16 protein-coding genes and 1 pseudogene are annotated in these 20480 nt (G+C 74.6%); 8 read left to right on the top strand and 9 right to left on the bottom strand.

The window, feature by feature from the left end; all coding sequences use genetic code 11:
• Positions 1 to 259 precede the first annotated feature (259 nt).
• The 3 genes from ACFYWQ_RS27975 to ACFYWQ_RS27985 all read left to right on the top strand — a co-directional run bounded on the left by ACFYWQ_RS27975 (position 260) and on the right by ACFYWQ_RS27985 (position 3129).
• Complete coding sequence (locus ACFYWQ_RS27975) at positions 260 to 1060, top strand: polysaccharide deacetylase family protein (RefSeq protein ID WP_389519983.1); 801 nt, start codon at positions 260 to 262, stop codon at positions 1058 to 1060.
• Positions 1061 to 1242: 182 nt separating this feature from the next.
• A complete protein-coding gene (locus ACFYWQ_RS27980; RefSeq protein WP_389519984.1) occupies positions 1243 to 2337 on the top strand; it encodes a DUF5925 domain-containing protein in 1095 nt (364 codons plus the stop codon).
• Between the two features lie 15 nt (positions 2338 to 2352).
• Entirely contained in the window at positions 2353 to 3129 is a 777-nt protein-coding gene (locus ACFYWQ_RS27985) for a DUF72 domain-containing protein (protein WP_389519986.1), read from the top strand.
• Between the two features lie 309 nt (positions 3130 to 3438).
• Here ACFYWQ_RS27985 and ACFYWQ_RS27990 read toward each other — a convergent pair whose 3' ends face one another.
• Entirely contained in the window at positions 3439 to 3807 is a 369-nt protein-coding gene (locus tag ACFYWQ_RS27990) for a GntR family transcriptional regulator (RefSeq protein WP_389519987.1), read from the bottom strand.
• Between the two features lie 71 nt (positions 3808 to 3878).
• On the opposite strand from ACFYWQ_RS27990, the pseudogene ACFYWQ_RS27995 reads away from it, so the two are divergent.
• A pseudogene (locus ACFYWQ_RS27995) lies at positions 3879 to 4807 on the top strand (GNAT family N-acetyltransferase).
• Positions 4788 to 5300, top strand: a complete 513-nt coding sequence (locus ACFYWQ_RS28000; protein WP_389519988.1) for a DUF402 domain-containing protein — start codon at positions 4788 to 4790, stop codon at positions 5298 to 5300. The pseudogene ACFYWQ_RS27995 and the gene ACFYWQ_RS28000 overlap by 20 nt, the downstream one beginning before the upstream one ends.
• A gap of 102 nt (positions 5301 to 5402) precedes the next feature.
• On the opposite strand, the gene ACFYWQ_RS28005 is transcribed toward ACFYWQ_RS28000, so the two are convergent.
• The gene (locus tag ACFYWQ_RS28005; RefSeq protein ID WP_389519989.1) at positions 5403 to 6017 is read right to left on the bottom strand and encodes a class I SAM-dependent methyltransferase; all 615 of its coding nucleotides are present in this window, start codon (positions 6015 to 6017) and stop codon (positions 5403 to 5405) included.
• Between the two features lie 139 nt (positions 6018 to 6156).
• On the opposite strand from ACFYWQ_RS28005, the gene ACFYWQ_RS28010 reads away from it, so the two are divergent.
• The gene (locus ACFYWQ_RS28010; protein ID WP_389519991.1) at positions 6157 to 6291 is read left to right on the top strand and encodes a hypothetical protein; all 135 of its coding nucleotides are present in this window, start codon (positions 6157 to 6159) and stop codon (positions 6289 to 6291) included.
• 179 nt (positions 6292 to 6470) lie between these two features.
• The gene (locus ACFYWQ_RS28015; protein ID WP_389519992.1) at positions 6471 to 7535 is read left to right on the top strand and encodes a lytic polysaccharide monooxygenase; all 1065 of its coding nucleotides are present in this window, start codon (positions 6471 to 6473) and stop codon (positions 7533 to 7535) included.
• Between the two features lie 259 nt (positions 7536 to 7794).
• Here the strand turns inward: ACFYWQ_RS28015 and ACFYWQ_RS28020 are convergent, their stop codons facing one another.
• From ACFYWQ_RS28020 to ACFYWQ_RS28040, 5 genes are all read right to left on the bottom strand, one after another.
• Positions 7795 to 8799, bottom strand: a complete 1005-nt coding sequence (locus ACFYWQ_RS28020; RefSeq protein WP_389519994.1) for a hypothetical protein — start codon at positions 8797 to 8799, stop codon at positions 7795 to 7797.
• A complete protein-coding gene (locus ACFYWQ_RS28025; RefSeq protein WP_389519995.1) occupies positions 8796 to 12446 on the bottom strand; it encodes a DNA polymerase III subunit alpha in 3651 nt (1216 codons plus the stop codon). The genes ACFYWQ_RS28020 and ACFYWQ_RS28025 overlap by 4 nt, the downstream gene beginning before the upstream one ends.
• A gap of 230 nt (positions 12447 to 12676) precedes the next feature.
• Positions 12677 to 13759: a S1 family peptidase gene (locus tag ACFYWQ_RS28030; RefSeq protein WP_389519997.1), complete on the bottom strand. Its 1083-nt coding sequence runs from the start codon at positions 13757 to 13759 to the stop codon at positions 12677 to 12679.
• Between the two features lie 400 nt (positions 13760 to 14159).
• Positions 14160 to 15065, bottom strand: a complete 906-nt coding sequence (locus tag ACFYWQ_RS28035) for a S1 family peptidase (protein WP_389519998.1) — start codon at positions 15063 to 15065, stop codon at positions 14160 to 14162.
• Between the two features lie 366 nt (positions 15066 to 15431).
• A complete protein-coding gene (locus ACFYWQ_RS28040) occupies positions 15432 to 16622 on the bottom strand; it encodes a DUF5685 family protein (RefSeq protein WP_389520000.1) in 1191 nt (396 codons plus the stop codon).
• A 353-nt stretch (positions 16623 to 16975) separates the two neighbouring features.
• Here ACFYWQ_RS28040 and ACFYWQ_RS28045 point away from each other — a divergent pair, with 353 nt between their 5' ends.
• Entirely contained in the window at positions 16976 to 17413 is a 438-nt protein-coding gene (locus ACFYWQ_RS28045; RefSeq protein WP_389520001.1) for a cell division protein SepF, read from the top strand.
• Between the two features lie 35 nt (positions 17414 to 17448).
• Here the strand turns inward: ACFYWQ_RS28045 and ACFYWQ_RS28050 are convergent, their stop codons facing one another.
• Positions 17449 to 18636 carry an acyl-CoA dehydrogenase family protein gene (locus ACFYWQ_RS28050; RefSeq protein WP_389520003.1) on the bottom strand — a complete coding sequence of 396 codons (1188 nt, stop codon included), beginning with the start codon at positions 18634 to 18636 and terminating at the stop codon, positions 17449 to 17451.
• Between the two features lie 79 nt (positions 18637 to 18715).
• Positions 18716 to 20311 (bottom strand): MFS transporter, encoded by a 1596-nt coding sequence (locus ACFYWQ_RS28055; protein WP_389520004.1) that lies wholly within the window; start codon positions 20309 to 20311, stop codon positions 18716 to 18718.
• Positions 20312 to 20480 lie beyond the last annotated feature (169 nt).

Consider the following 20480-nt stretch of genomic DNA (forward strand, 5'->3'; position numbering starts at 1 on the left):
CGCCGTCCGGCGATCCCGGCGACCTGGGGGACCGCGGCGGCCGCGGGAGCGGCGGGGCGGCCGGTGCGGGCACGGACACCGGGGCCGCCGGTACGGGCACGGACACCGGGGCGGACGGTACGGGCACGGATGCCGGGGCCGCCGAAACGGCAGGGGCCGTCGCGCCGTTCGGTGGGCCCGGGGGCCGCGGGAGCGGCGGAACGGGTGGTGTGGGTGAGGCCGGCGGCGGGCGGGGCGTGCCGCGGGCGGAGGGCGCCGTATGACGGAAGCGCGGGTTCCGATCCTGATGTACCACGCGGTCGCCGCCGAGCCGAACGACGCCACCCGCGCCCTGTCGGTCACACCGGAGGCGTTCGCCGAGCAGATGGGGCTGGTCGCGGACCGGGGGCTCACCCCCCTCACCACGGCCGGCCTGGCCGCCCGCTGGCGGTCCGGACGGCCCCTGCCCGACCGGCCCGTCCTGATCACCTTCGACGACGGCTACGAGGGCGTGCACCGCCACGCCCTCCCCGCCCTGGCCCGGCACGGCTTCCCGGCCACGCTGTTCGTGTCCACCGGCTGGATCCGGGGCGCGTACGACACCGGCGGCGGCCTGGACACCATGCTGGACTGGCCGCAGGTACGCGAACTGGCGGACGCGGGCGTCGAGATCGGCGGCCACAGCCACACCCACCCGCAGCTCGACCAGGTCGACGACGGCACGCTGCGCGCCGAGCTGACCCGCTGCCGGGACATCGTCGCCGACGAACTGGGCGCCCTGCCCGTCTCCTTCGCCTACCCGTACGGCTACTCCAGCCGGCGGGTGCGCACGGCGGTGCGGGAGAACGGGTTCGCCCAGGCGCTCGCCGTCGGCAACTCCCTCGCCCGCCGCACCCAGGGACCGTACGCCCTGCGGCGGGTGACCGTCCGGCGCGGCACGGGTGCCGAGGAGTTCGAACGGCTCCTCGACGGCCGGGCCGTCGCCCGCGCCTTCGCCCGGGACCGCGCCCTGACCAAGGGGTACGCGGTGGTCCGCAGGACCCGGCGGATCCACCGCAGGGCCGTCGGGGCGCTCGTCTGAGCCGACGGGGTACGGCCGGGGCGGTCGAACCGCCCCGGCCGGGCCCGCGGTGCCGACGCGATACGCATCTTATGCACCCGAATGCCCTGAAACCGTCAGAAATGCTGTAGCCACCTCCGACACACCGCCGCGCAGTGCGGAAACCCGGTGCGCGCGGGCCCCGTGTGCCGGATCATGGCGGCATGTCCGCGCACCCACACGACGCCCTGCCGATCCGGCTCACCGTCGACGACTCCGACTCCCCGTCCGATGTCGTCGACGCGCTGTTCCTCGGCCGGTTCGCGACGGGCGAGCAGCCGTACTCGCACGCCGCGAACATCGACCGCGTGCGCTCCGGCGCGAACCTGATCCCGCCGGACGCACGCGTGCTGCGCGTCGCCCGGGACGACGACCGCAGCGCGACGCTCGCCGAGGGCGACGGCTGGACCCTGCTGGTCTCCCGCTGGAACCGCGGCGCCGACGTCACGGTCACCGCGACCAGCGCCGAACTGGCCACGAAGGTGCTCAACGCGGCCACCGACGGCGCGGCGGACGAGCCCGAACCCCAGCCGGAGAACGTGACCATGGGCTTCTGGTACGTCTCCCCGAGGCGCGGCCCGCACCGCACCACCCGGCAGATCTCCGCGGGCACCTGGGACGAGATCCGCCCCAACTACACGGCCCCCGTCGCCGAGGCGATGGACCGTCTGATGGGGACGACCCCGGACGACATCGCCGGCCGGCTGCTGCTCCTGCACGGCCCGCCCGGCACCGGCAAGACCTCGGCGCTGCGCACCCTGGCCCGCTCCTGGCGCGACTGGTGCCAGGTGGACTGCGTCCTGGACCCCGAGCGCCTGTTCTCCGACGTCGGCTATCTGATGGACATCGCGATCGGCGAGGAGGACGGCACCGGCAAGGGACGGTGGCGGCTGCTGCTCCTGGAGGACTGCGACGAGCTGATCCGCGGCGAGGCCAAGCACACCGCCGGCCAGGCGCTGTCGCGGCTGCTGAACCTGACCGACGGGTTGCTGGGCCAGGGCCGCAACGTCCTGGTGGGGGTGACCACCAACGAGGACCTGGAGCGTCTGCACCCGGCGGTGGTCCGGCCGGGCCGCTGCCTGGCCCGGATCGAGGTCGGCCCGCTGACCCGCCCGGAGGCGGTGGACTGGCTCGGCACGGACGAGGGGGTCGGCCGGGAGGGCGCGACCCTGGCGGAGCTGTACGCGCTGCGGCGGGGCACCTCCCCGACCTCGCTGCCGGAGCCGCGGGGCGGGGCGGACGCGGGGCTGTACCTGTAGTGCTTTGATGGATCCATGACCCTGTTCGTCGGCACGTCGGGGTGGCAGTACAAGGACTGGAAGGACGTCCTGTACCCGGCCGACGTCCCCGTGCGGCGGTGGCTGGAGGAGTACGCGGCACGGTTCGCCACCGTCGAGATCAACAACGCCTTCTACCGGCTGCCCTCGCGGGAGACCTTCGCGTCCTGGGGCGAGCGCGTGCCGCCGGACTTCGTCGTCGCGGTCAAGGCCAGCCGCTATCTGACCCACATCAAACGGCTACGGGAGCCCGAGGAGCCGGTGCAGCGGCTGATGAGCCACGCGGCCGGCCTCGGCTCCCGGCTCGGCCCGGTGCTGCTCCAGCTGCCCCCGACCCTGCGCGCCGACCCGGGACTGCTGGACACCTGCCTGACGTGCTTCCCGCCCGGGACCCGGGTCGCCGTCGAACCCCGCCACGACTCCTGGTGGACACCCGCGGTCCGCGAGGTCCTGGAGTCCCGGGGCGCGGCCCTGTGCTGGGCCGATGTCCTCTCCCGCCCGGTCAGCCCGCTGTGGCGGACCACCGGCTGGGGCTACGTCCGCTTCCACCAGGGCCGCGCCCACCCCTCGCCGCACTACGGCCGCCGTGCCCTGGAGACCTGGCTCGACCGCGTGGCGACGACCTGGCCGAGCGACGCCGAGGTGTACGCGTACTTCAACAACGACCCCGGGGGCGCGGCCGTGCGGAACGCGGTCATGTTCGGCCGGACGGCGGAGCGGGCGGGCCTGCGACCGACCCGCGTCCCCGACCCCACGTCCCTCACCCACCGGTGACACCCGCGCCCCGCACCCCCGCCCCGGCCCAGATCACCCACCCAGCCCCGCACCCCTGCCCCGGCCCAGATCACCCACCCAGCCCCGCACCCCTGCCCCGGCCCAGATCACCCACTCAGCCCCGCATCCCTGCCCCCGGTCCAGGTCACCCACTCAGGGGCGCGGGGAACTGCGCGACCGGCCACGACGCACCCGCGGCCGCCCGCCGGACCGGCACACCCCCGCACACGCGGCAGGCGCCGCACACGCGGCAGGCGCCGCACACGCGGCAGGCGCCGCACGCGTGGGGCAGGCTCCCCTCCCCGTCCATCACTCCTGGTAGGCGGCCCGCAGGGCGTCCCGGACCGCGGCCAGCGCCTCGTCCTGGGTGAGCCCCAGCCGCCGCGCCCGTTCCCCGTAGGCCCCCGCGGCAGCGGCCACCTCGCGCGCCGCCGCCGAACCCGCGGCGGCGACGTACGTGCCATGGCGGCCGCGTGTCTCGATCACGCCGTCCGCCTCCAGGGCCCGGTAGGCCTTGGCCACCGTGTTGGCCGCCAGCCCCAACGACTCGGCGAGGCCCCGGACGGTCGGCAGCCGGTGGCCCACGGGCAGCTCGCCGGACCGGGCCTGCTCGGCGATCTGGGCCCGCACCTGCTCGTACGGAGCGGCCCCCTCAGCGATGTGGATCTTCAAGGTCACGGACCCGATTGTCCCGCACCCGCCGGAAAAGGGGAGGCGCACCGGAGGTTTCCCCGCCTAGCCTGCGCCCCATGACCGTCAGCGTGCGCGACCTGCCCCCGAAGTGCCGGCGGACGCCGAGGGCTACGTCCGGGTCAGGCGACTGGCCCTGCCCGCCCTGGTGTCCACCCCGCGGTCCGTGCTCCACGACCTCGCCCACGCCCGCCCCGCGGCCCGCTTACGGCGGCTGGTCGCCGAGGCGGACGGCGAGATCGTCGGCACGGCCGACGCCGGCCTCGCCCACGACAGCCCGGAGCCCGGCCAGGGCTTCCTCAACGTGTACGTGCACCCCGGGCGCACGCGCCGGGGCGCCGGGGCGCTCCTGGCCCGCGCGGGCGAGGAGCACCTGGCCGCGCACGGCGCGGCCAGGGTGTTCGCCTGGGTGCTGGACGAGCCGGAGCACCGCGGTTTCGCCGAGCGGCGCGGCTACCGGGCGAGCCGCTCCGCGCACTTCCTCCGCCTGGACCTGGCGCACGGCACGCTGCCGCCGCTCCAGGACCCGCCGCCCGGCGTCGAGCTGCGCACCGCAGCCGACTTCGCCGGCGATCCCCGCCCGCTGTTCGAACTCGACGCGGAGACGACCGCGGACGAACCGGGCGACGTCGGCGCCGAGCTCACCGACTACGAGGCGTGGATCGAGGAGACCTGGGGGCATCCGCTCCTCGATCCCGGCCTGACCACGGTCGCCGTCGTCGACGGCCGTCCCGTCGCGTTCACCGCGGCCCGCGCGGACGGCGCGACCCGCTACGTCTCCGGCATGACCGGCACGGCCCGCGCCTTCCGCGGCCGGGGGCTGGCCAAGTTCGTGAAGAACGCCTCGCTGCACCGCGCCCGCGCCGCCGGGTACCGGGAGGCGTACACCGGCAACGACACCGGGAACGGTCCGATGCTCGCCGTCAACCGGTGGTTCGGATACGAGATCTGCGCAACGGAGGTGCGGTATGTCCGCGAACTCGACTGACCCCGCCGGCTCCCCGGGCCGGGTGGACGTCGTCCTCGTCAAGGGCGGCCGGACGAAGATCCGCTACCCCGCCGGGCTGCTGTCCGACGACGGCACCAGGATCGCCGTCCGGGCCGCCTGGGCGGGCGACGGCGTAAGGGACTTCGGCTTCGTGCGGTTCGAGCCGGGCGACGTCTTCACGGAGTACTACTGGCGCGACCGCTGGTACTCGGTGAAGGAGGTCCGCGCCGCGTCGGGGGCGCTGAAGGGCTGGTACTGCGACGTCACCCGCCCCGCCACGCTCACCGGCTCCGACCTGGTCGTCGAGGACCTCGACCTGGACCTGTGGTGCTCCGCCGACGGCAGCGACGTACGGCGGCTGGACGAGGACGAGTTCGCGGAGAGCGGGCTGGCCGAGCGGGATCCCGGGGCCGCGGCCGCCGCCCTCGCCGCCCTCGACGCCCTGGAGGCGTCCGCCGGCGCCGAGGGCGGCCTGGAGTCGCTGCTGGCGTGAGGGCGCCACCTCGTCCGGTGCGAGAGCGTCACGCCGTGGGGCGTACGGCGTCGCGCCGTCGGGCGTGAGGCGTGCGGCGTCGCGCCGACCGGCGTGAGGGCGTCACACCGTCGCCACCACCGCGTACCGCTCGTCCCGTACGTCCTTCCCCCACAGCTCCGGCGCGTCGGAGAGCCGCTCCACGCGCGCGTGCCCGGTGAGCGGCGCCAGCAGGGCGGTGAGACGGTCCGCGGGTATGCCGACGGGGGCGACGGCGCCCCACACGCCCTCGACCAGCACGAGCCGCCCTCCGGGGCGCAGCAGTCCGCACCAGTGGCGCAGGGCGCGGGCCGGGTCGGGCAGGGCCCACAGCACGTGCCGGACGAGGACGGTGTCGAAGCGCCGGTCCCCGACCGGGGGCGCCGCCGCGTCGCCGAGGAGGATCACCGCGGCGCGTCCGGCGAGCTTGGCCCGGGCCCGGTCGGCCATGGCCGGTGAGAGGTCGACCCCGGTGACGCGGTGTCCCTGCTCGGCGGCGAGGAGCGACAGGCTGCCCGTGCCGCAGCCGAGGTCGATCAGGTCACCCGGGGTCCCCGGCAGCCAGCCGCGCAGCCGCCCCGCCCAGGCGGCGCGCACGTCGGGGTCGCGCAGGCCGTGGTCGGGCTCCTGGTCGAAGGCGGCGGCCGCCGCGTCCCAGTCGACACACAGCGAAGTCGTCCCGTCACTCCGGTTTGCCATGCCCCAAGGGTGACACCCACCACTGACAATCGAATCGTGACAGCCGCCACTGACAGAACAGGTGGCGATGAGGAACTCTCCCCTAACGGGTCTATCTCCGTGAAACCACGGAACTCGGTAGCGCCCCGAGGAGGCAGCCATGCGCCGCACGACCGTGCAGAAGCCCCTGAAGAAGAACGACTCGCGCCGGATCCGCGAGGAGACCGACGAGCGCCCCTCCGGCCGCTCCGAGGTGCGCAAGGACATCGCCCGCACCTGGTGGCCGGACGGGTAGCGCCGCCCCGGCCGCCCGTCCCGGGCGCGTCTCGGGCCGGCGCGTCCGCCCCGTACCTGATCCCAGCCTGAGCGCTTCCTTAAGGCGACCCTAAAGATCGCCCGCGACCGCCCCCAGCAGGTGTTTTCACGGTTTCTTTGGTTCCGGCACACATCAGCACCGGTTCCTAGGAGACCTCCATGTCCGCACGCCGCAAGGCCGCCGCCGTCGCCGCCCTCGGCCTGACCCCCCTGGCCCTGACCGGGCTGTCCGCCGCACCCGCGGCCGCGCACGGCTCGATGGGGGACCCCGTCAGCCGGGTCTCCCAGTGCTACGCGGAAGGCCCCGAGAGCCCGACGTCGGACGCCTGCAAGGCGGCTGTCGCGGCCGGCGGGACGCAGGCGCTGTACGACTGGAACGGCATCCGCGTCGGCGACGCCGGCGGCCGCCACCAGGAGGTGATCCCGGACGGCAAGCTGTGCAGCGCGAACAACGACGAGTTCAAGGGCCTCGACCTGGCCCGCACCGACTGGCCGGCGACGAGCGTGAGCGCCGGCTCGTACACCTTCAAGTACCGGGTGACCGCCCAGCACAAGGGCACCTTCACGGTGTACCTCACCCAGGCCGGCTACGACCCGGCGCAGCCGCTGGCCTGGTCCGACCTGGACCTGGAGAACCCGGTGGCGACGGTCACCGACCCGGTCGCGGCGGACGGCTTCTACACGTTCTCCGGCGCCCTGCCCGAGCGCTCGGGCCGGCACGTGCTGTACGCGGTGTGGCAGCGCTCGGACAGCCCCGAGGCGTTCTACTCCTGCTCGGACGTCGCGTTCGGCGGGGACAGCGGCACCGGCGCCACGGGAGAGAGCGACACCGGCACCGGCACCGGAGACACCGACACCGACACCGGAAGCGGCGACACCGCCGAGCAGGACGGCAGTGCCGCGCCCGAGGCGTCCGCCCCCTCCGACGAGCAGATCGAGGCCGGTGCCGACAAGTCGACGATCGAGCACCACGGCCACGGCGACCAGGACGCCACCACGACGACGGACGCCACGCCCGCGAGCGAGGCGTCGCGGACCGCCGCGGCCGGCGGTGCCAACCGCCCGAAGGCCGCCGGCAGCGCCACGAGCCTCGCCGAGACCGGCGGCGACAGCAGCACGCCGTACATCGCGGTCGGGGGCGCAGGCGTCCTCGCGCTGGGCGCGGCCGTGCTCTTCGCATCGGTCCGCCGGCGCGCGGTGAGCGGCGCCCGCCACAGCCGCTGAGCGCACGGACTCCGGGGCCTGAACGGCGGCTCAGGCCGGTCAGGCCCCGGCCGGACGCCCCCGGTGACCGGCCGCTCGCCGGCACCCGGGGGTGCCGTACACCGGGCCGGGACGGGATCGCGTCCCCCGAGCCGGCCTCCCCGCCGGCGAGCTCACATCGCCCATGGCCCGGCCACCCGCCGGCGGGCTCATGTCCCCCATGGCCGGCCTCCCGCCAACGGGCTCACATCACCCGGAACCGGCTACCCCGCCGCCCAGCTCACGCCGCCAGCGTCCCCAGTGTCACCGCTCTCGGGCCGAACTTCGCCCGTGCGCGGTCGGCGACCTCCTCGATGCGGCGGGCCTTCTCGTCCACCGGGTCGAAAGTGAGCTGGTGGGTGGCCTGTTCGGCGGGGGTGAGGCCCTCGGCCCGCAGGGCTAGCGCGCGGACGCGGGCGCGCTGGAGGCCGAGCGCCTCGTAGAGGTCGTACGCGGTCCGGGTGAGCTCCGGCGAGTGGGCGGTCGGCTCCCGCAGGGTGCGGGTGCGGGTGGTGGAAGAACGGTCGGCGTAGCGCACGGTGAGGGTGAGGGTGCGGCAGACCTTGTCCAGGGCGCGCAGCCGGGAGCCGAGTTCCCCGGCGGCCGAGAGCAGGGCGCGACGGTGCCGGTCGGGGTCCAGCTCGTCGTGGGTGAAGGGGCGTTCGGTGGCCAGGATGGGGGTCCCCCCGCTCGAGCGAAGCCGAGAGTGGGGGAGTGAGACGCCGTCGGGGACGACCCGGCCCCGGTCGACGCCGTTCGCCCGCTCGTGCAGGTCCCGGCCCGCCCTCGCCCCGACCAGCCGCTGGAGCGTGGACAGGGGCGCGGCGGCGACCCGGCCGAGGGTGTCGAGGCCGTACTCGCACAGGGTGCGGGCGGTCGCGGTGCCGATGCCGGGCAGGGCGACGACGGGCCTTGCGGCGAGGAACTCCCGCACCGCCTCCTCGGGCACGGCGCACGTCACGCCGGGCCGGGCCTCCCGCATCGCCATGCGGGCCAGCATCGGGCCCGGTCCGGCGCCGATCGCGCAGTCGACCCCGTGCAGCGCGAGGGCGCGGACGCGGATCACCGAGGCCAGCTCGACGGCGTCGCGCCCGAAGTAGCGTTCGGCGCCCCGCAGATCGGCCAGCGCCCCGTCCGGCGGCAGCGCCTCGACGACCGGGGTGAAGTCCTCCAGGAGCCCGAGCAGCCCCGGCAGGGCGGTCTCGTGCGTCGGCGGCAGCTGGAAACGTACGCAGAGGATGGTCATCCCGCACTCCCCGGACTCTGGTGCCACAACTTCCTTCCCACCGCGGGCCCTTCGCCCGCGGGGCGCAGATCGGCCCAGGGGTGCATCCGGTACCCCGTGGGCATGCGGAGGTGCCGCCGCTCCATCGCGTCCTGGGCCGCGGACCCGGCCGGCGCGGGCAGCCCGTCGGAACCGGCGAGCCGCCTGCGCGCCGGGCCGTCGGCACCGGCGGGCGCGGAGCCCCCGGCGGGCGCGGAGCCCCCGGCGGGCGCGGAGCCGTCGGCCGCCATGGAACCGTCAACCGCCATGGAGCCGTCGGCGGGCGCGGGGCCGGCCGGTTCGGCGAGCCGGGCCGCGACGCCCTCCAGCCCCTCCTCCCGCCGTATCTCCAGCAGCTCGGCGAGGTTCCAGGCGGCGGCTCCCACCACGCTGAGGCTGCGCGGGCCGCGCCGCTGCACCACCCCGCGCACCAGCAGCAGCCAGGAGTGGAACACGGTGTGGGCGCAGGCGTCGTGGGAGTCGTCGAAGAAGGCCAGGTCGACCAGGCCGGTGCCGTCGTCCAGGGTGGTGAAGATGACCCGTCTGCCGGAGCGGATCGGCGGGGTCTGGGTGGCCGCCTTGGCACCCGCGACCAGCACCGTCCCGCCGTGCCGCGCCTCGCGCAGCCGGCGCGCCGACACCACGCCCAGTTCGCGCAGGAACTCCCGGTGGTCGTCCATCAGATTGCGCGAGGCGTCCATGGACAGCACGCCCAGCTCGGCGCTGAGCCGCTCCTCCGAGGTGAGGTCGGGCAGCCCCGCCGGGGCCGTCCCGCGCCCGCCGGCCAGCGGGAGCTGGCCGCCGCCCGCGCCCCGGGAGCCGCGGTGCAGCTCGGTCAGGTGCAGTTGGAGGTCGCGCCGGTTGGCGCCGAAGTCGTCCAGCGCGCCCACCTGCGCGAGGCGCTGCGCGAGCGGCCGGCTGGGCCGGGCCCGTTCCCAGAAGTCGAGCAGCGAGGCGTACGGCTGTCCGTCCTCGATCCGCCGCGCCTCGGCCTCGCTGATGCCGTGCACGTCGGAGAGCGCCAGCCGCAGGCCCCACCGGCCGGAGTTCCCCGAAGTCCCCATGGACTCCCTGGAGTTCCCGGACTTCCCGGACTCCCTGGATTCAGACACCAGTTCGATCCGGTGGGCGGCTCCCGACCGGTTCACGTCCAACGGCAGGACCGGCACCCCGCGCCGCCGTGCGTCCGCCAGCAGCAGCCGCTTCGGGTACATCCCGGGGTCGTGCGTGAGCAGCCCCGCGTAGAAGGCGGCCGGGTGGTGCGCCTTCAGCCACGCCGACTGGTACGTCGGGACGGCGAAGGCCACCGCGTGCGCCTTGCAGAAGCCGTACGAGCCGAAGGCCTCGACGATCCCCCAGGTCCGCTGAATCGTTTCCGCGTCATAGCCGTTCGCCGCCGCGCGCTGTGCGAACCAGACCTTGATCCGCCCCTGCGACTCCGGGTCGGACAGCCCGCGCCGCACCCGGTCCGCCTCGCCCCGGCCGCACCCCGTCATGACGGCGACGATGTCGATGACCTGCTCGTGGAAGACGACGACCCCGTACGTCTCCTTCAGCGGCCCCTCCAGGTCCGGGTGCGGGTACCGCACCGGCGCCCGCCCGTGCCGCGCCGCGATGAACGGCCGCACCATGTCGGCGGCGACCGGCCCCGGCCGGAACAGCGAGATGTCGACGACCAGGTCGTGGAAGGTGCTCGGCTGGAGCCGCCCGACCAGGTCGCGCTGGCCCGGCGACTCGATCTGGAAGCAGCCCAGCGTCTCGGTGGACCGGATGAGCCGGTACGTCGCCGGGTCGCCCGGCGGCAGGGCGTCCAGGTCGACCCCGTCGCCCGTCGCCCGCCGCACCTCCGCGACCGCGTGCGCCATCGCCGACTGCATCCGCACGCCCAGCACGTCCAGCTTGAGCAGTCCGAGGTCCTCCACGTCGTCCTTGTCGAACTGGGACATGGGCAGGCCCTCGCCGCTGGTCGGCACCACCGGCGTACGGGCGAGCAGGGAGGCGTCGGAGAGCAGAACCCCGCAGGGGTGCATGGCGACACCGCGCGGCAGGGCGTCGAGGGCCTCGACCAGCTCCCACAGCCGCCCGTACGTCTCCTTCCGCTCGGCGAGCGTCCTGAGTTCGGGCAGCTCCTCCAGCGCCGCGCGGGCGTCGCGCGCCCGGATGTGCGGGAAGGACTTGGCGAGCCGGTCGATCTCGGCGGGGTCCATGGACAGGGCCGCGCCGACGTCCCGGATCGCGTGGCGGACCCGGTACGTCTCCGGCATCGCGACCGTCGCGACCCGTTCGGCGCCGAACCGGCCGATGATCGCCCAGTAGACCTCCAGCCGGCGGGCGGACTCCACGTCGATGTCGATGTCGGGCAGCACCACCCGCTCCTTGGACAGGAAGCGCTCCATCAGCAGCCCGTGCTCGACCGGGTCCGCGTGCGCGATACCGAGGAGGTGGTTGACCAGGGAGCCGGCGCCGGAGCCGCGCGCGGCGACCCGGATGCCCATCTCCCGGACGTCGTCCACGACCTGGGCGACCGTCAGGAAGTAGGAGGCGAAGCCGTGGTGGGCGATGATGTCCAGCTCGCGGTGCATCCGCTCCCAGTACGCGCGCCGCCCGGCGTAGCCGCGCAGCACCATCCCCGCCGCCGCCCGCGAGGCCAGCGCCCGCTGGGCGGTCCGGCGTCCGGCGCCGACGAGGTGCGGCTCGGGGAAGTGGACGGTGCCGATGCCGAGGTCGTCCTCGGGGTCCACCAGGCACTCGGCGGCCGTCGCCCGGGTCTGCTCCAGCAGGCGGTGGGCGGCCTCGCGCCGGAAGCCGGCGGCCTCCACGATCCGCTCGGCGGCCCGCAGCATGGCGTCCGGGTCCTTCAGCCAGGCCTCGCCGGAGTCCCGTTCCCCGGCCGGGTCGATCGGCACCAGGCGGCGGGCGGCGTCCAGGACGTCGGCGACCGGACCCTGGCCCGGGTCGGCGTACCGGACGGCGTTGCTGAGCACCGGGCGGATCCGCTGTTCGGCGGCGAAGCCGACGGTACGGGCGGCCAGGCGCAGGGAGCCGGGCCCGGTGCCGGTACGGCCGTGCCAGACGGCCTCCAGCCGCAGGGCGTCGCCGTGGACCTCCCGCCAGGGGGCGAGGAGCCGCGCGGCGCGGTCCGGGCGGCCGGCGGCGAGGGCCCGGCCGACGTCGGAGTCGGGGCCGAGCAGGACGGTCAGGCCGTCGCCGTGCTGGTCCGCCCAGGACAGCAGGGGGGTGTCCGCCGCGGTGTGGGCGGCGGTGACGAGCCGGCACAGACCGGCCCAGCCCCGGGCGCCGTCCCGGGCGAGGAAGGTGACGCGGGGGGCCGACTCGTCGACGAAGGCGCCTCCGCGCACCGGGGTGCGGCGCCTCTCCCGCCGTACGGCCCCGTCCCCGCGGACCGGCTCGGGGAGCGCCACCGCCAGATCCACCCCGAACAACGGCCGCACGCCCGCCTTCGCGCAGGCCTTGGCGAAGCGGACCGTGCCGGCGAGGGTGTCGCGGTCGGTGAGGGCGAGGGCGTCCATGCCGCGTTCGCAGGCGCGCTCGGCCAGCCGCTCCGGGTGCGAGGCGCCGTGGCGCAGGGAGAACCCGGAGACGGTGTGCAGATGCGTGAAGTCCGGCATCCACACCTCCCGCTATCGAACATCAGTTCAAAACCGCCTCACCCCCACCATAGACCAATTCCCGAACACATGTACGACAGCCGTTCGGGCACCGCCCACCTGCGCGAACGCCCGCCGTCCCGGGCCGCGCGGACATGACACCGGCCACCGCCGCCCCCATCACCGGAACCGGCACCTCCCGCGGCCTCTCCCCGCCGGGGTGGACGCCGTCGGGCCGGGTGAGGCCGCCGTCAGCCGATCCGGGTGCCCGTCTCCGACAGCGCCTCGGTCACCGGCTGGAAGAACGTCTCCCCGCCCGAGGCGCAGTCGCCGCTGCCGCCGGAGGTGAGGCCGATCGCGCTGCCGCCGGAGAAGAGGGGGCCGCCGCTGTCGCCGGGCTCGGCGCAGACGTCGGTCTGGACGAGGCCGTCGACGATGTCGCCGTTGCCGTAGTTCACGGTGGCGTCCAGGCCGGTGACCGTGCCGGAGTGCACCTGGGTCGTCGAGCCGCTGCGGGTGACGCTCATGCCGACGGTGGCCTCGGCGGCGCCCGTGATCACCTGCGCCGAGCCGTCGTGGAGGTTCACCTCGCTGGGGTGGGGGACGTCGGCGGTGTACTTGACGAGGCCGTAGTCGTCGCCGGGGAAGCCGGAGGCCTCGGTCGTGCCGATGACGGTGCCGGAGGAGTCCGACCAGGTCGAGGCGGACTCGGTGCAGTGACCGGCGGTCAGGAAGTACGGCTCGCCGTCCTTGACCACGTTGAAGCCGAGCGAGCAGCGACCACCGCCGCCCGTGACGGCGTCGCCTCCGGCGACGAAGGGCGTGAACTCCCCCCGGCTGCGCCGGAGCCGTGCCGTGGGGCCGAGGCCCTCGACGACCTGGGCGAGCCGGGCCCACTCGGCGTCGGAGACCGTGCGGTCGGCGGTGACGACGACCTCGTTGGCGGTCGGGTCGGTCACCCAGGAGGTGCCGGGGACGGCCGCGTGCTTCCGGAGCGCCGTACGGGCGCCGCGCAGCTCGGCGAGGGAGTTCTCGACGCGTCTGGCCCTCGCGCCGGCCGCCTCGACGGTCCTGGCCGCGGCCTCGTCGAGCACGTTCACCACGAGGGTCCCGCTCCTGGCGTCGTAGTAGCTGCCGGCCGCGTCGGCGCCGAGGTCCGCGCCGAGGGCCGAGGCGAGCTTTCCGGCCGCCGGGGCGGAGAGCGGCCGGGGCGCGGGAGGGTCCGCGGCCTCGCTCGCGTTCGCAGTCCGGAAGGTGACTCCCGCGACGACGAAGGCGGCGACGCCCGCTCCCGTGAGGACGGCCCGCCGTCCGGACATGCGTCGGTACTTCAACTCGCGTCCTCCTGCGGGGGTCGGCCCGGATGGTCGTGGGGACCGCCGCGGGCCGGAGGGACCGGGGCGACGGGCGCGCCCACTCTCCCGAACCCCCCAGGGAGCACACAAGGTCGCCTTGCCGACGCGCACACGGTGACCACAGCGCGCCCCACGCGCTTTCACCACCCCCCTCGCGCCGGGCGGTTCGCACTGCAAACGCCACGCGTGGCGCACCGGACACCGGGTGATCAGGTCCGGACCTGACGCGATGTCGCCGGTGCTCGCGGCGTCACCGAGGGCGCCGTCGTGCGCTGCGACAGACCGTTCGGGGCAGGGGGGAGCCCCCGCGCGCCGTCGCGCGCGGGGGCTCACCTGCCGACCGGTGGCGTCCCGGGCGCACACCTGGGCGGCGCCGGGATCAGAAGACGCTGACCCCGTAGGCGTTCAGGGCCTCCACCACGGGCTGGAAGAAGGTCGTGCCGCCGGAGGTGCAGTCGCCGCTGCCGCCGGAGGTCAGACCGTAGGCCACGCCGTTGGTGCCGTACAGCGAACCGCCGGAGTCACCGGCCTCGGCGCAGACCGTGGTCTGGATCATGCCGTAGACGATGTCGCCGCTGCCGTAGTTGACCGTCGCGTTCAGGGCGGTGACGCGGCCGCTGTGGATGCCGGTGGTCGAGCCGTCGCGGTAGACCGTGGTGCCCACGCTCGGGGTGCCCGCGCTGGTGATGTCCGTGTTGCCGGCGGTGCCCGACTTGGTGACCGACGTGTTGGTGTACCGGACGATGCCGTAGTCGTTCGTCGGGAAGCTGGAGCCCGCCGTGGTGCCGAGCGTGGTGGTGTGGGAGGAGTTGGACCACCACGTGCCCGCGCCGTCGGTGCAGTGACCGGCCGTCAGGAAGTAGTAGTTGCCGGAGCTGTCGACGACGTTGAAGCCGAGGGAACAGCGCCAGCTGCTCGCGTAGATGGCGTCGCCGCCCGCGATGTACTTCCGGAACGTGCCCTCGGTGCGCTTGATCGTCAGAGCGTCGGCGTTGGCGCCGGCCTGCTCCTTGATCTTCGCGATCTCGGCCTGGGACACCGTGCTGTCGACGGTGACGACGAGGCGGTTGGTCTTGCTGTCGACCGCCCAGGCGGTGCCCGGGACGTCGGCCTCGAGCACCGAGGCGCCGGCGCTCTTGAGTTCGGCGGCACTGAACGGGGTGGCGTCGGCCGCACTCGCGTGGGGCATGGCGACGGCCGCCGCGGCCACGAGTCCGGTGGCGACGGCGGTCAGCCGGGTCCGTCTCGTGATGCCGCTGGTGGGGGTGGTGCGCTTGATCCTCACGTTTCGTTCCCTCCCAGGGGAAGTCGGGGGCCCGCGTGGGGTCGGGGCCCGTGAGGCGCAGTCAAAGGTCGGCCCGGGCGTCCGGATTCCGGACACGCCGTGCCCCTGACAAGCGCTGAGGGGGAGTATTCGGCCGAACGGCCGGTCGGCGCAAGGGCACCTTTCGGCCGTCAGTCTTCGAACGGGCTGAGCGACTTGGGCGTCATGAGCGTACGCGCCGAACCCCCGCGGCCCCGGCGAGGACGCGGCCGGGCGCCCGGAACTCACCCGGCGCCCGGCACCCGGGTCCCAGGCCCCGGGACCCGGGACCCGGCGATCGCCGTCCCCTCTTCCCGTTACCCTGGGCCCTGTCACACCCGCAGCCGTCTAACAGTCACACCCGCAGCCGTCGCAGCAACAGCCGTCACCGCAGCAGCCGTCACCGCAGTTCCCGCAGCAGTCACAGCACTCGCAGCAGTCGGAGCAGTCGTCGCAGCGCGAGCAGTACCCCTCTTTGCGTTCCCGCGTCCACGGGTCGTCGTACTCGCCGCAGCACATCTGGCACGTGCAGGCGAGCCCTGCCCAGACCAGGCAGCCGGCGAGGAGGCCGCGCCGGTCGCGGTGCGGCGGCTGCGGGGGCGCGGGCGGGCCTCCGGGGCCGGAGGGCGCGTACGGGTTGCCCGGCGGGGGCCCGTACCGCTGCGCCGGGTGCCCGCACGAGGTGGTGCCGAAGGCGCGGTCGACGGAGGCGCGCAGCTCGTGCACGAGCAGCACATGGGCCAGCTTCGCGTCGCCGAACTCGGCCTCGCGCAGGGCGAGCCGGATGCCGTGCACGGCGTCGTCGGCGAGCCGCCGGGCCTCCTCGATCGGCGTCCCGGTCGCGGCGAGCGGGTTCCACGCCCCCGCCGCGGCGTCGGCCTCCCTGTCCTCGACGGCGTCCAGGAGGTGCGCGAGCCGTCCGAAGAGGCGCCCGGCCTCGGCGAGGGGTTCGGCGTTGCCCGGCCGTCCGGCCAGGACCGCGGTGTGCGCGAAGGCCGCGGCCGTCGCGGTCTCGGTCGGCTCGGTGACCGTCAGGATCGGCGTGCCGGGCCCGGCGAGCGCCTCGAGGCCGACCTGCCGGTCGACGGCGTCGACGAGGACGGCGGTGTCGAACCCGACCGCGGACCCGCCGCGGGCGCCCGCCGCGCCCCAGCTCGTGGCGACCCGGCGCGCGGCGAGCGCCACCGGCCGCCGGGCCAGCCAGCCGTCGCCGTCGGCGACGTGGTCGCGCACCTTGGCGGAGGCCAGCACCAGCGAGACGGCGGCCGCGAGCCGCGCGCCCTCGCCCTGTGCGACGGACGCGCTCCGCATCCCGCGCAGCGGGCACGGCCCGGCCGTGCGCCGTCCTCCGCCGTCCCGGCCGACGGCCTGAGCCTCCGTCAGGACGGATATCAGCAGCCCGTCGTAGTTGGTGACGACCCGCGCGAACTGTCCGTGGTCCCGCCGCAGCGCGAGGCACAGCCCGCACAGATGTGCCATCCACTGGGTCCTGAGTCCCTCACCGAGCCGGTGACGGCACGGCCTGACGATTCCGAACACGACGATCCCCCCGTGGTCCGTACGACGTTGAGCTGCGACGACCTGCGGAGATCCACCGTGAACCGCAGCGCGCCGCCGCATCGTATCGACGGATCATCACACCGGAGCGGCCCGCCCGATTCACTCGCACGGCCCGCTCCTCACTCGTACGCCGCGAAGAATCATATTTCACTCTCAGTCAGCAGCCGTGTGGGACGGGACCCTTGGGGCACACGGACTCTCGACGGATCGGCTGTGCACCAGTACCGTCACAAACCCCCCGCGCGGCGTCTATCCACTTGGCGCGACATCCGCATCATGGACGACCATGGGGAAGCGGAACGGAAGAAAGACCGCTGTGAGAGGAGGCGTCCATGGGATCGGTACGCAAGGCGAGTGCCTGGCTTGGCCTCGTCGACGACAACGATGACGAGCGTTACTACGACGACGACTATGCCGAGGGGACCGACTCCGGGGACGCCTGGGTCACCGACCCCCGGGTGAGGGTCGCCGCCGACACGGCCCAGGAGAAGGGCCGGCGGATCGGCACGGTGACCCCGGACGGCTTCCGGGACGCGCGGGTGATCGGCGAGCTGTTCCGCGACGGGGTCCCGGTCATCATGAACCTGACGGCCATGGAGGCCGGCGACGCCAAGCGCGTGGTCGACTTCGCGGCCGGGCTGATCTTCGGTCTGCGCGGTTCGATCGAGCGGGTGTCGACCCGTGTGTTCCTTCTCACCCCGGCCGACACGGAGATCGTCAACGGCGACCCGGCCGCGCGCCGCACGGACGGCTTCTTCAACCAGAGCTGAGGCAGGGCCGTCACCGGCCCTGCCCCCCCCGGGGGTCAGCGGAAGGCGTCGAGTCCGGTGAGCGCCTTGCCCAGCACGAGCTGGTGCATCTCGACGGTGCCCTCGTAGGTGAGGACCGACTCCAGGTTGGTCGCGTGCCGCATGACGGGGTACTCCAGGGAGATCCCGTTGGCGCCCAGGACCGTCCGCGCCGTCCGGCAGATCTCGATCGCCTCCCGTACGTTGTTGAGCTTGCCGAAGCTGACCTGCTCGGGACGCAGGCGGCCGGCGTCCATCCGCCGCCCCAGGTGATGGGCGAGCAGGATCCCCTTGTGCAGTTCGACCGCCATGTCGGCGAGCTTGGCCTGGGTGAGCTGGAACCCCCCGATCGGCCGCCCGAACTGCTCCCGCGTCCGCGCGTACGCGACGGCGGTCTCGAAGCAGGCGCGCGCCGCGCCCATCGCCCCCCACACGATCCCGTAGCGGGCGTGCGACAGACAGCTGAGCGGGCCCTTCAGCCCGACGACCCCGGGCAGGACCGCGTCGGCGGGCAGCCGCACGTCGTCGAGCACCAGCTCGCTGGTGACACTGGCCCGCAGGGACCACTTGTGCTTGATCTCGGGCGCGGAGAAACCCGGGACGCCGGTGGGCACGACGAAGCCCCGGACCCCTTCCTCGGTCCGGGCCCACACCACGGCGACGCCGGCGACGGACCCGTTGGTGATCCACATCTTCCGCCCGGTGAGGATCCAGTCGGAGCCGTCCCGCTTGGCGTACGTCCTCATGGAGCCGGGGTCGGACCCGTGATCGGGCTCGGTCAGCCCGAAGCACCCGATGACCTCGCCGGAGGCCATCCGCGGCAGCCACGTCCGCTTCTGCTCCTCACTGCCGAAGCGGTGCACGGCGTACATGGCGAGGGACCCCTGCACCGAGACCAGCGACCGGATCCCGGAGTCGGCGGCCTCCAGCTCCAGACACGCCAGCCCGTACTGCACGGCGCTCGCCCCGGCGCACCCGTACCCCTCGAGCGACATCCCGAGGGCGCCCATGCCGCCGAGTTCACGCGCCAGCTCCCGGATCACGGGCAGTTCACCCGTCTCGTACCACCCGGCCACGTGCGGCAGCACCCGGTCCGCGGCCCACGCCCGCACGGTGTCCCGGACGGCGCGGTCCTCGTCCGTCAGCAGGTCGTCGAGGCCGAGCGGGTCGGCGGGGTCGAACGGGGGCAGGGCGGAAACGGACATCGAACCCTCCGGAACAGGAAAACTAGCACCGCTAGTCACGGACTCCGGCGCCCCACGTTACGGCGTTCTCCCCCGGGCGTCACGCCGTGACGCGGGCCTCCGCGGCCTCCCGGGGGCCGGGCAGCTCCACCGGCGGGGTCTCGTCCTGCATGGCCCGCGGCAACCGCAGCGCCATCACCGCCCCCAGCAACAGCAGTCCCGCGCTCACCAGCAGCGTGACGTGCAGCCCGTGCACGAAGCAGTCCCGGGCCGTGCGCCGCAGGGCGTCGCCCGCCGCTCCCCCGAGCCGGCCGGCCACCTCGTACGCCTCGCCGAGCGAATGCCCCGCCGCGGCGGAGTCCGCGGCCGGCACCCCCGGCACCGAGGACAGCCCGGGCGCGTACGCCGCGTTCATGACGCTGCCCAGCAGGGCGATCCCGATCCCGGCCCCCAGCTGGTACGAGGTCTCCCCGATCGCGGCCGCCCCGCCGGCCCGCTCCGGCGGGGCCTCGCTCAGCATCGACTCGTACGCCCCGAACAGCGTCGTCTCCAGCCCGAGACCGAGCAGCACGAACCCGAACAGCAGCAGCCCCGCGTCGTCCGTGCCGCCCATCGCGGTCAGCGTCACCACCGCGGCCGCCGTGAGGCAGAACCCGCCGCACACCATCCGCCGCGGCCCGAACCGCCGCAGCAGCCGCGCCCCGGCCAGCCCCGCCGCCATCGCCGCGACGGTCAGCGGCAGCAGCCGCAGCCCGGTCTGGAGCGGGGACAGCCCCAGCACCAGTTGCAGGTACTGCGCCGCGATCAGCTCCAGACCCACCAGCGCCAGCATCGCCAGCACGATGCACCCCACCGACGTGCTGAACGCCGGCCGGGCGAACATCCGCAGGTCCACCAGGGGATGCGCGCGCCGCCGCTGCCGCCGTACGAACAGCGTCAGCAGCGTGGCGCCCGCGAGCAGCGGCACCGCGGTGAGCACGTCGGCCTCCCCGCCGCCCAGCCGCTTCACGCCCAGCACGACGCAGAACAGGCCGACGGCGGCCATCAGCGCGCCGACGACGTCCCACGGCCCGTCCCCCGTACCGCGCGACTCCGGCAGCAGCAGGCGCCCCACCGGCAGGCTGACCAGCATCAGCGGAATGTTGACCAGGAAGACCGAACCCCACCAGAAGTGCTCCAGCAGGAAGCCCCCGAGCAGCGGCCCCACCGCCGCGCCGACCGCGGCCACCGCGCTCCAGACGCCTATCGCGACCGCCCGCTCCCGCCGGTCGGGGAAGACCTGCCGCAGGATCGACAGCGTCGCCGGCATGATCATCGCGCCGCCGACCCCGAGGAGCGCCCGCGCCGCGATGAGCACCTCGGCGCTCCCCGCGAGCGCGGCCAGCGCGGAGGCGACGCCGAACAGGCCGTATCCGAGCAGCAGCACGCGTCTGCGGCCCACCTTGTCACCGAGCGTGCCGAAGAGGATCAGCAGCGAGGCGCAGACCAGCGGATAGGTGTCGACGATCCAGAGCAATTCGATGGCCCCGGGCCGGAGGTCCTCGGTGACGGCGGGCACCGCGACGTGCAGCACGGTCGCGTCGACGGCGACCAGGAGCAGGCTGACGCACAGGACCACGAGCACGATCCAGCGGTTGGCACCGGCCCCGGCCGCCCGACGGCGCAGCCCGACGGCGGCCGTGGTCGTCCCGGACATGTACGTACCTCCCAGGTGTTCCTCGGGTTCGGCGGGCTCGCGGGGCGGGGACTCCCCGCGACGCGGCCGGAGGGAAGCGGTGTCCCCCGGCCCGCGCGCGGACGAACGGCGAGAGACACGCAGCGTACGCGAGTTCGTGGCTCGTCCACGTGGCGGACCTCTCAGACCT

This window comes from Streptomyces sp. NPDC003247, assembly GCF_042888135.1.
Taxonomy (GTDB): domain Bacteria; phylum Actinomycetota; class Actinomycetes; order Streptomycetales; family Streptomycetaceae; genus Streptomyces.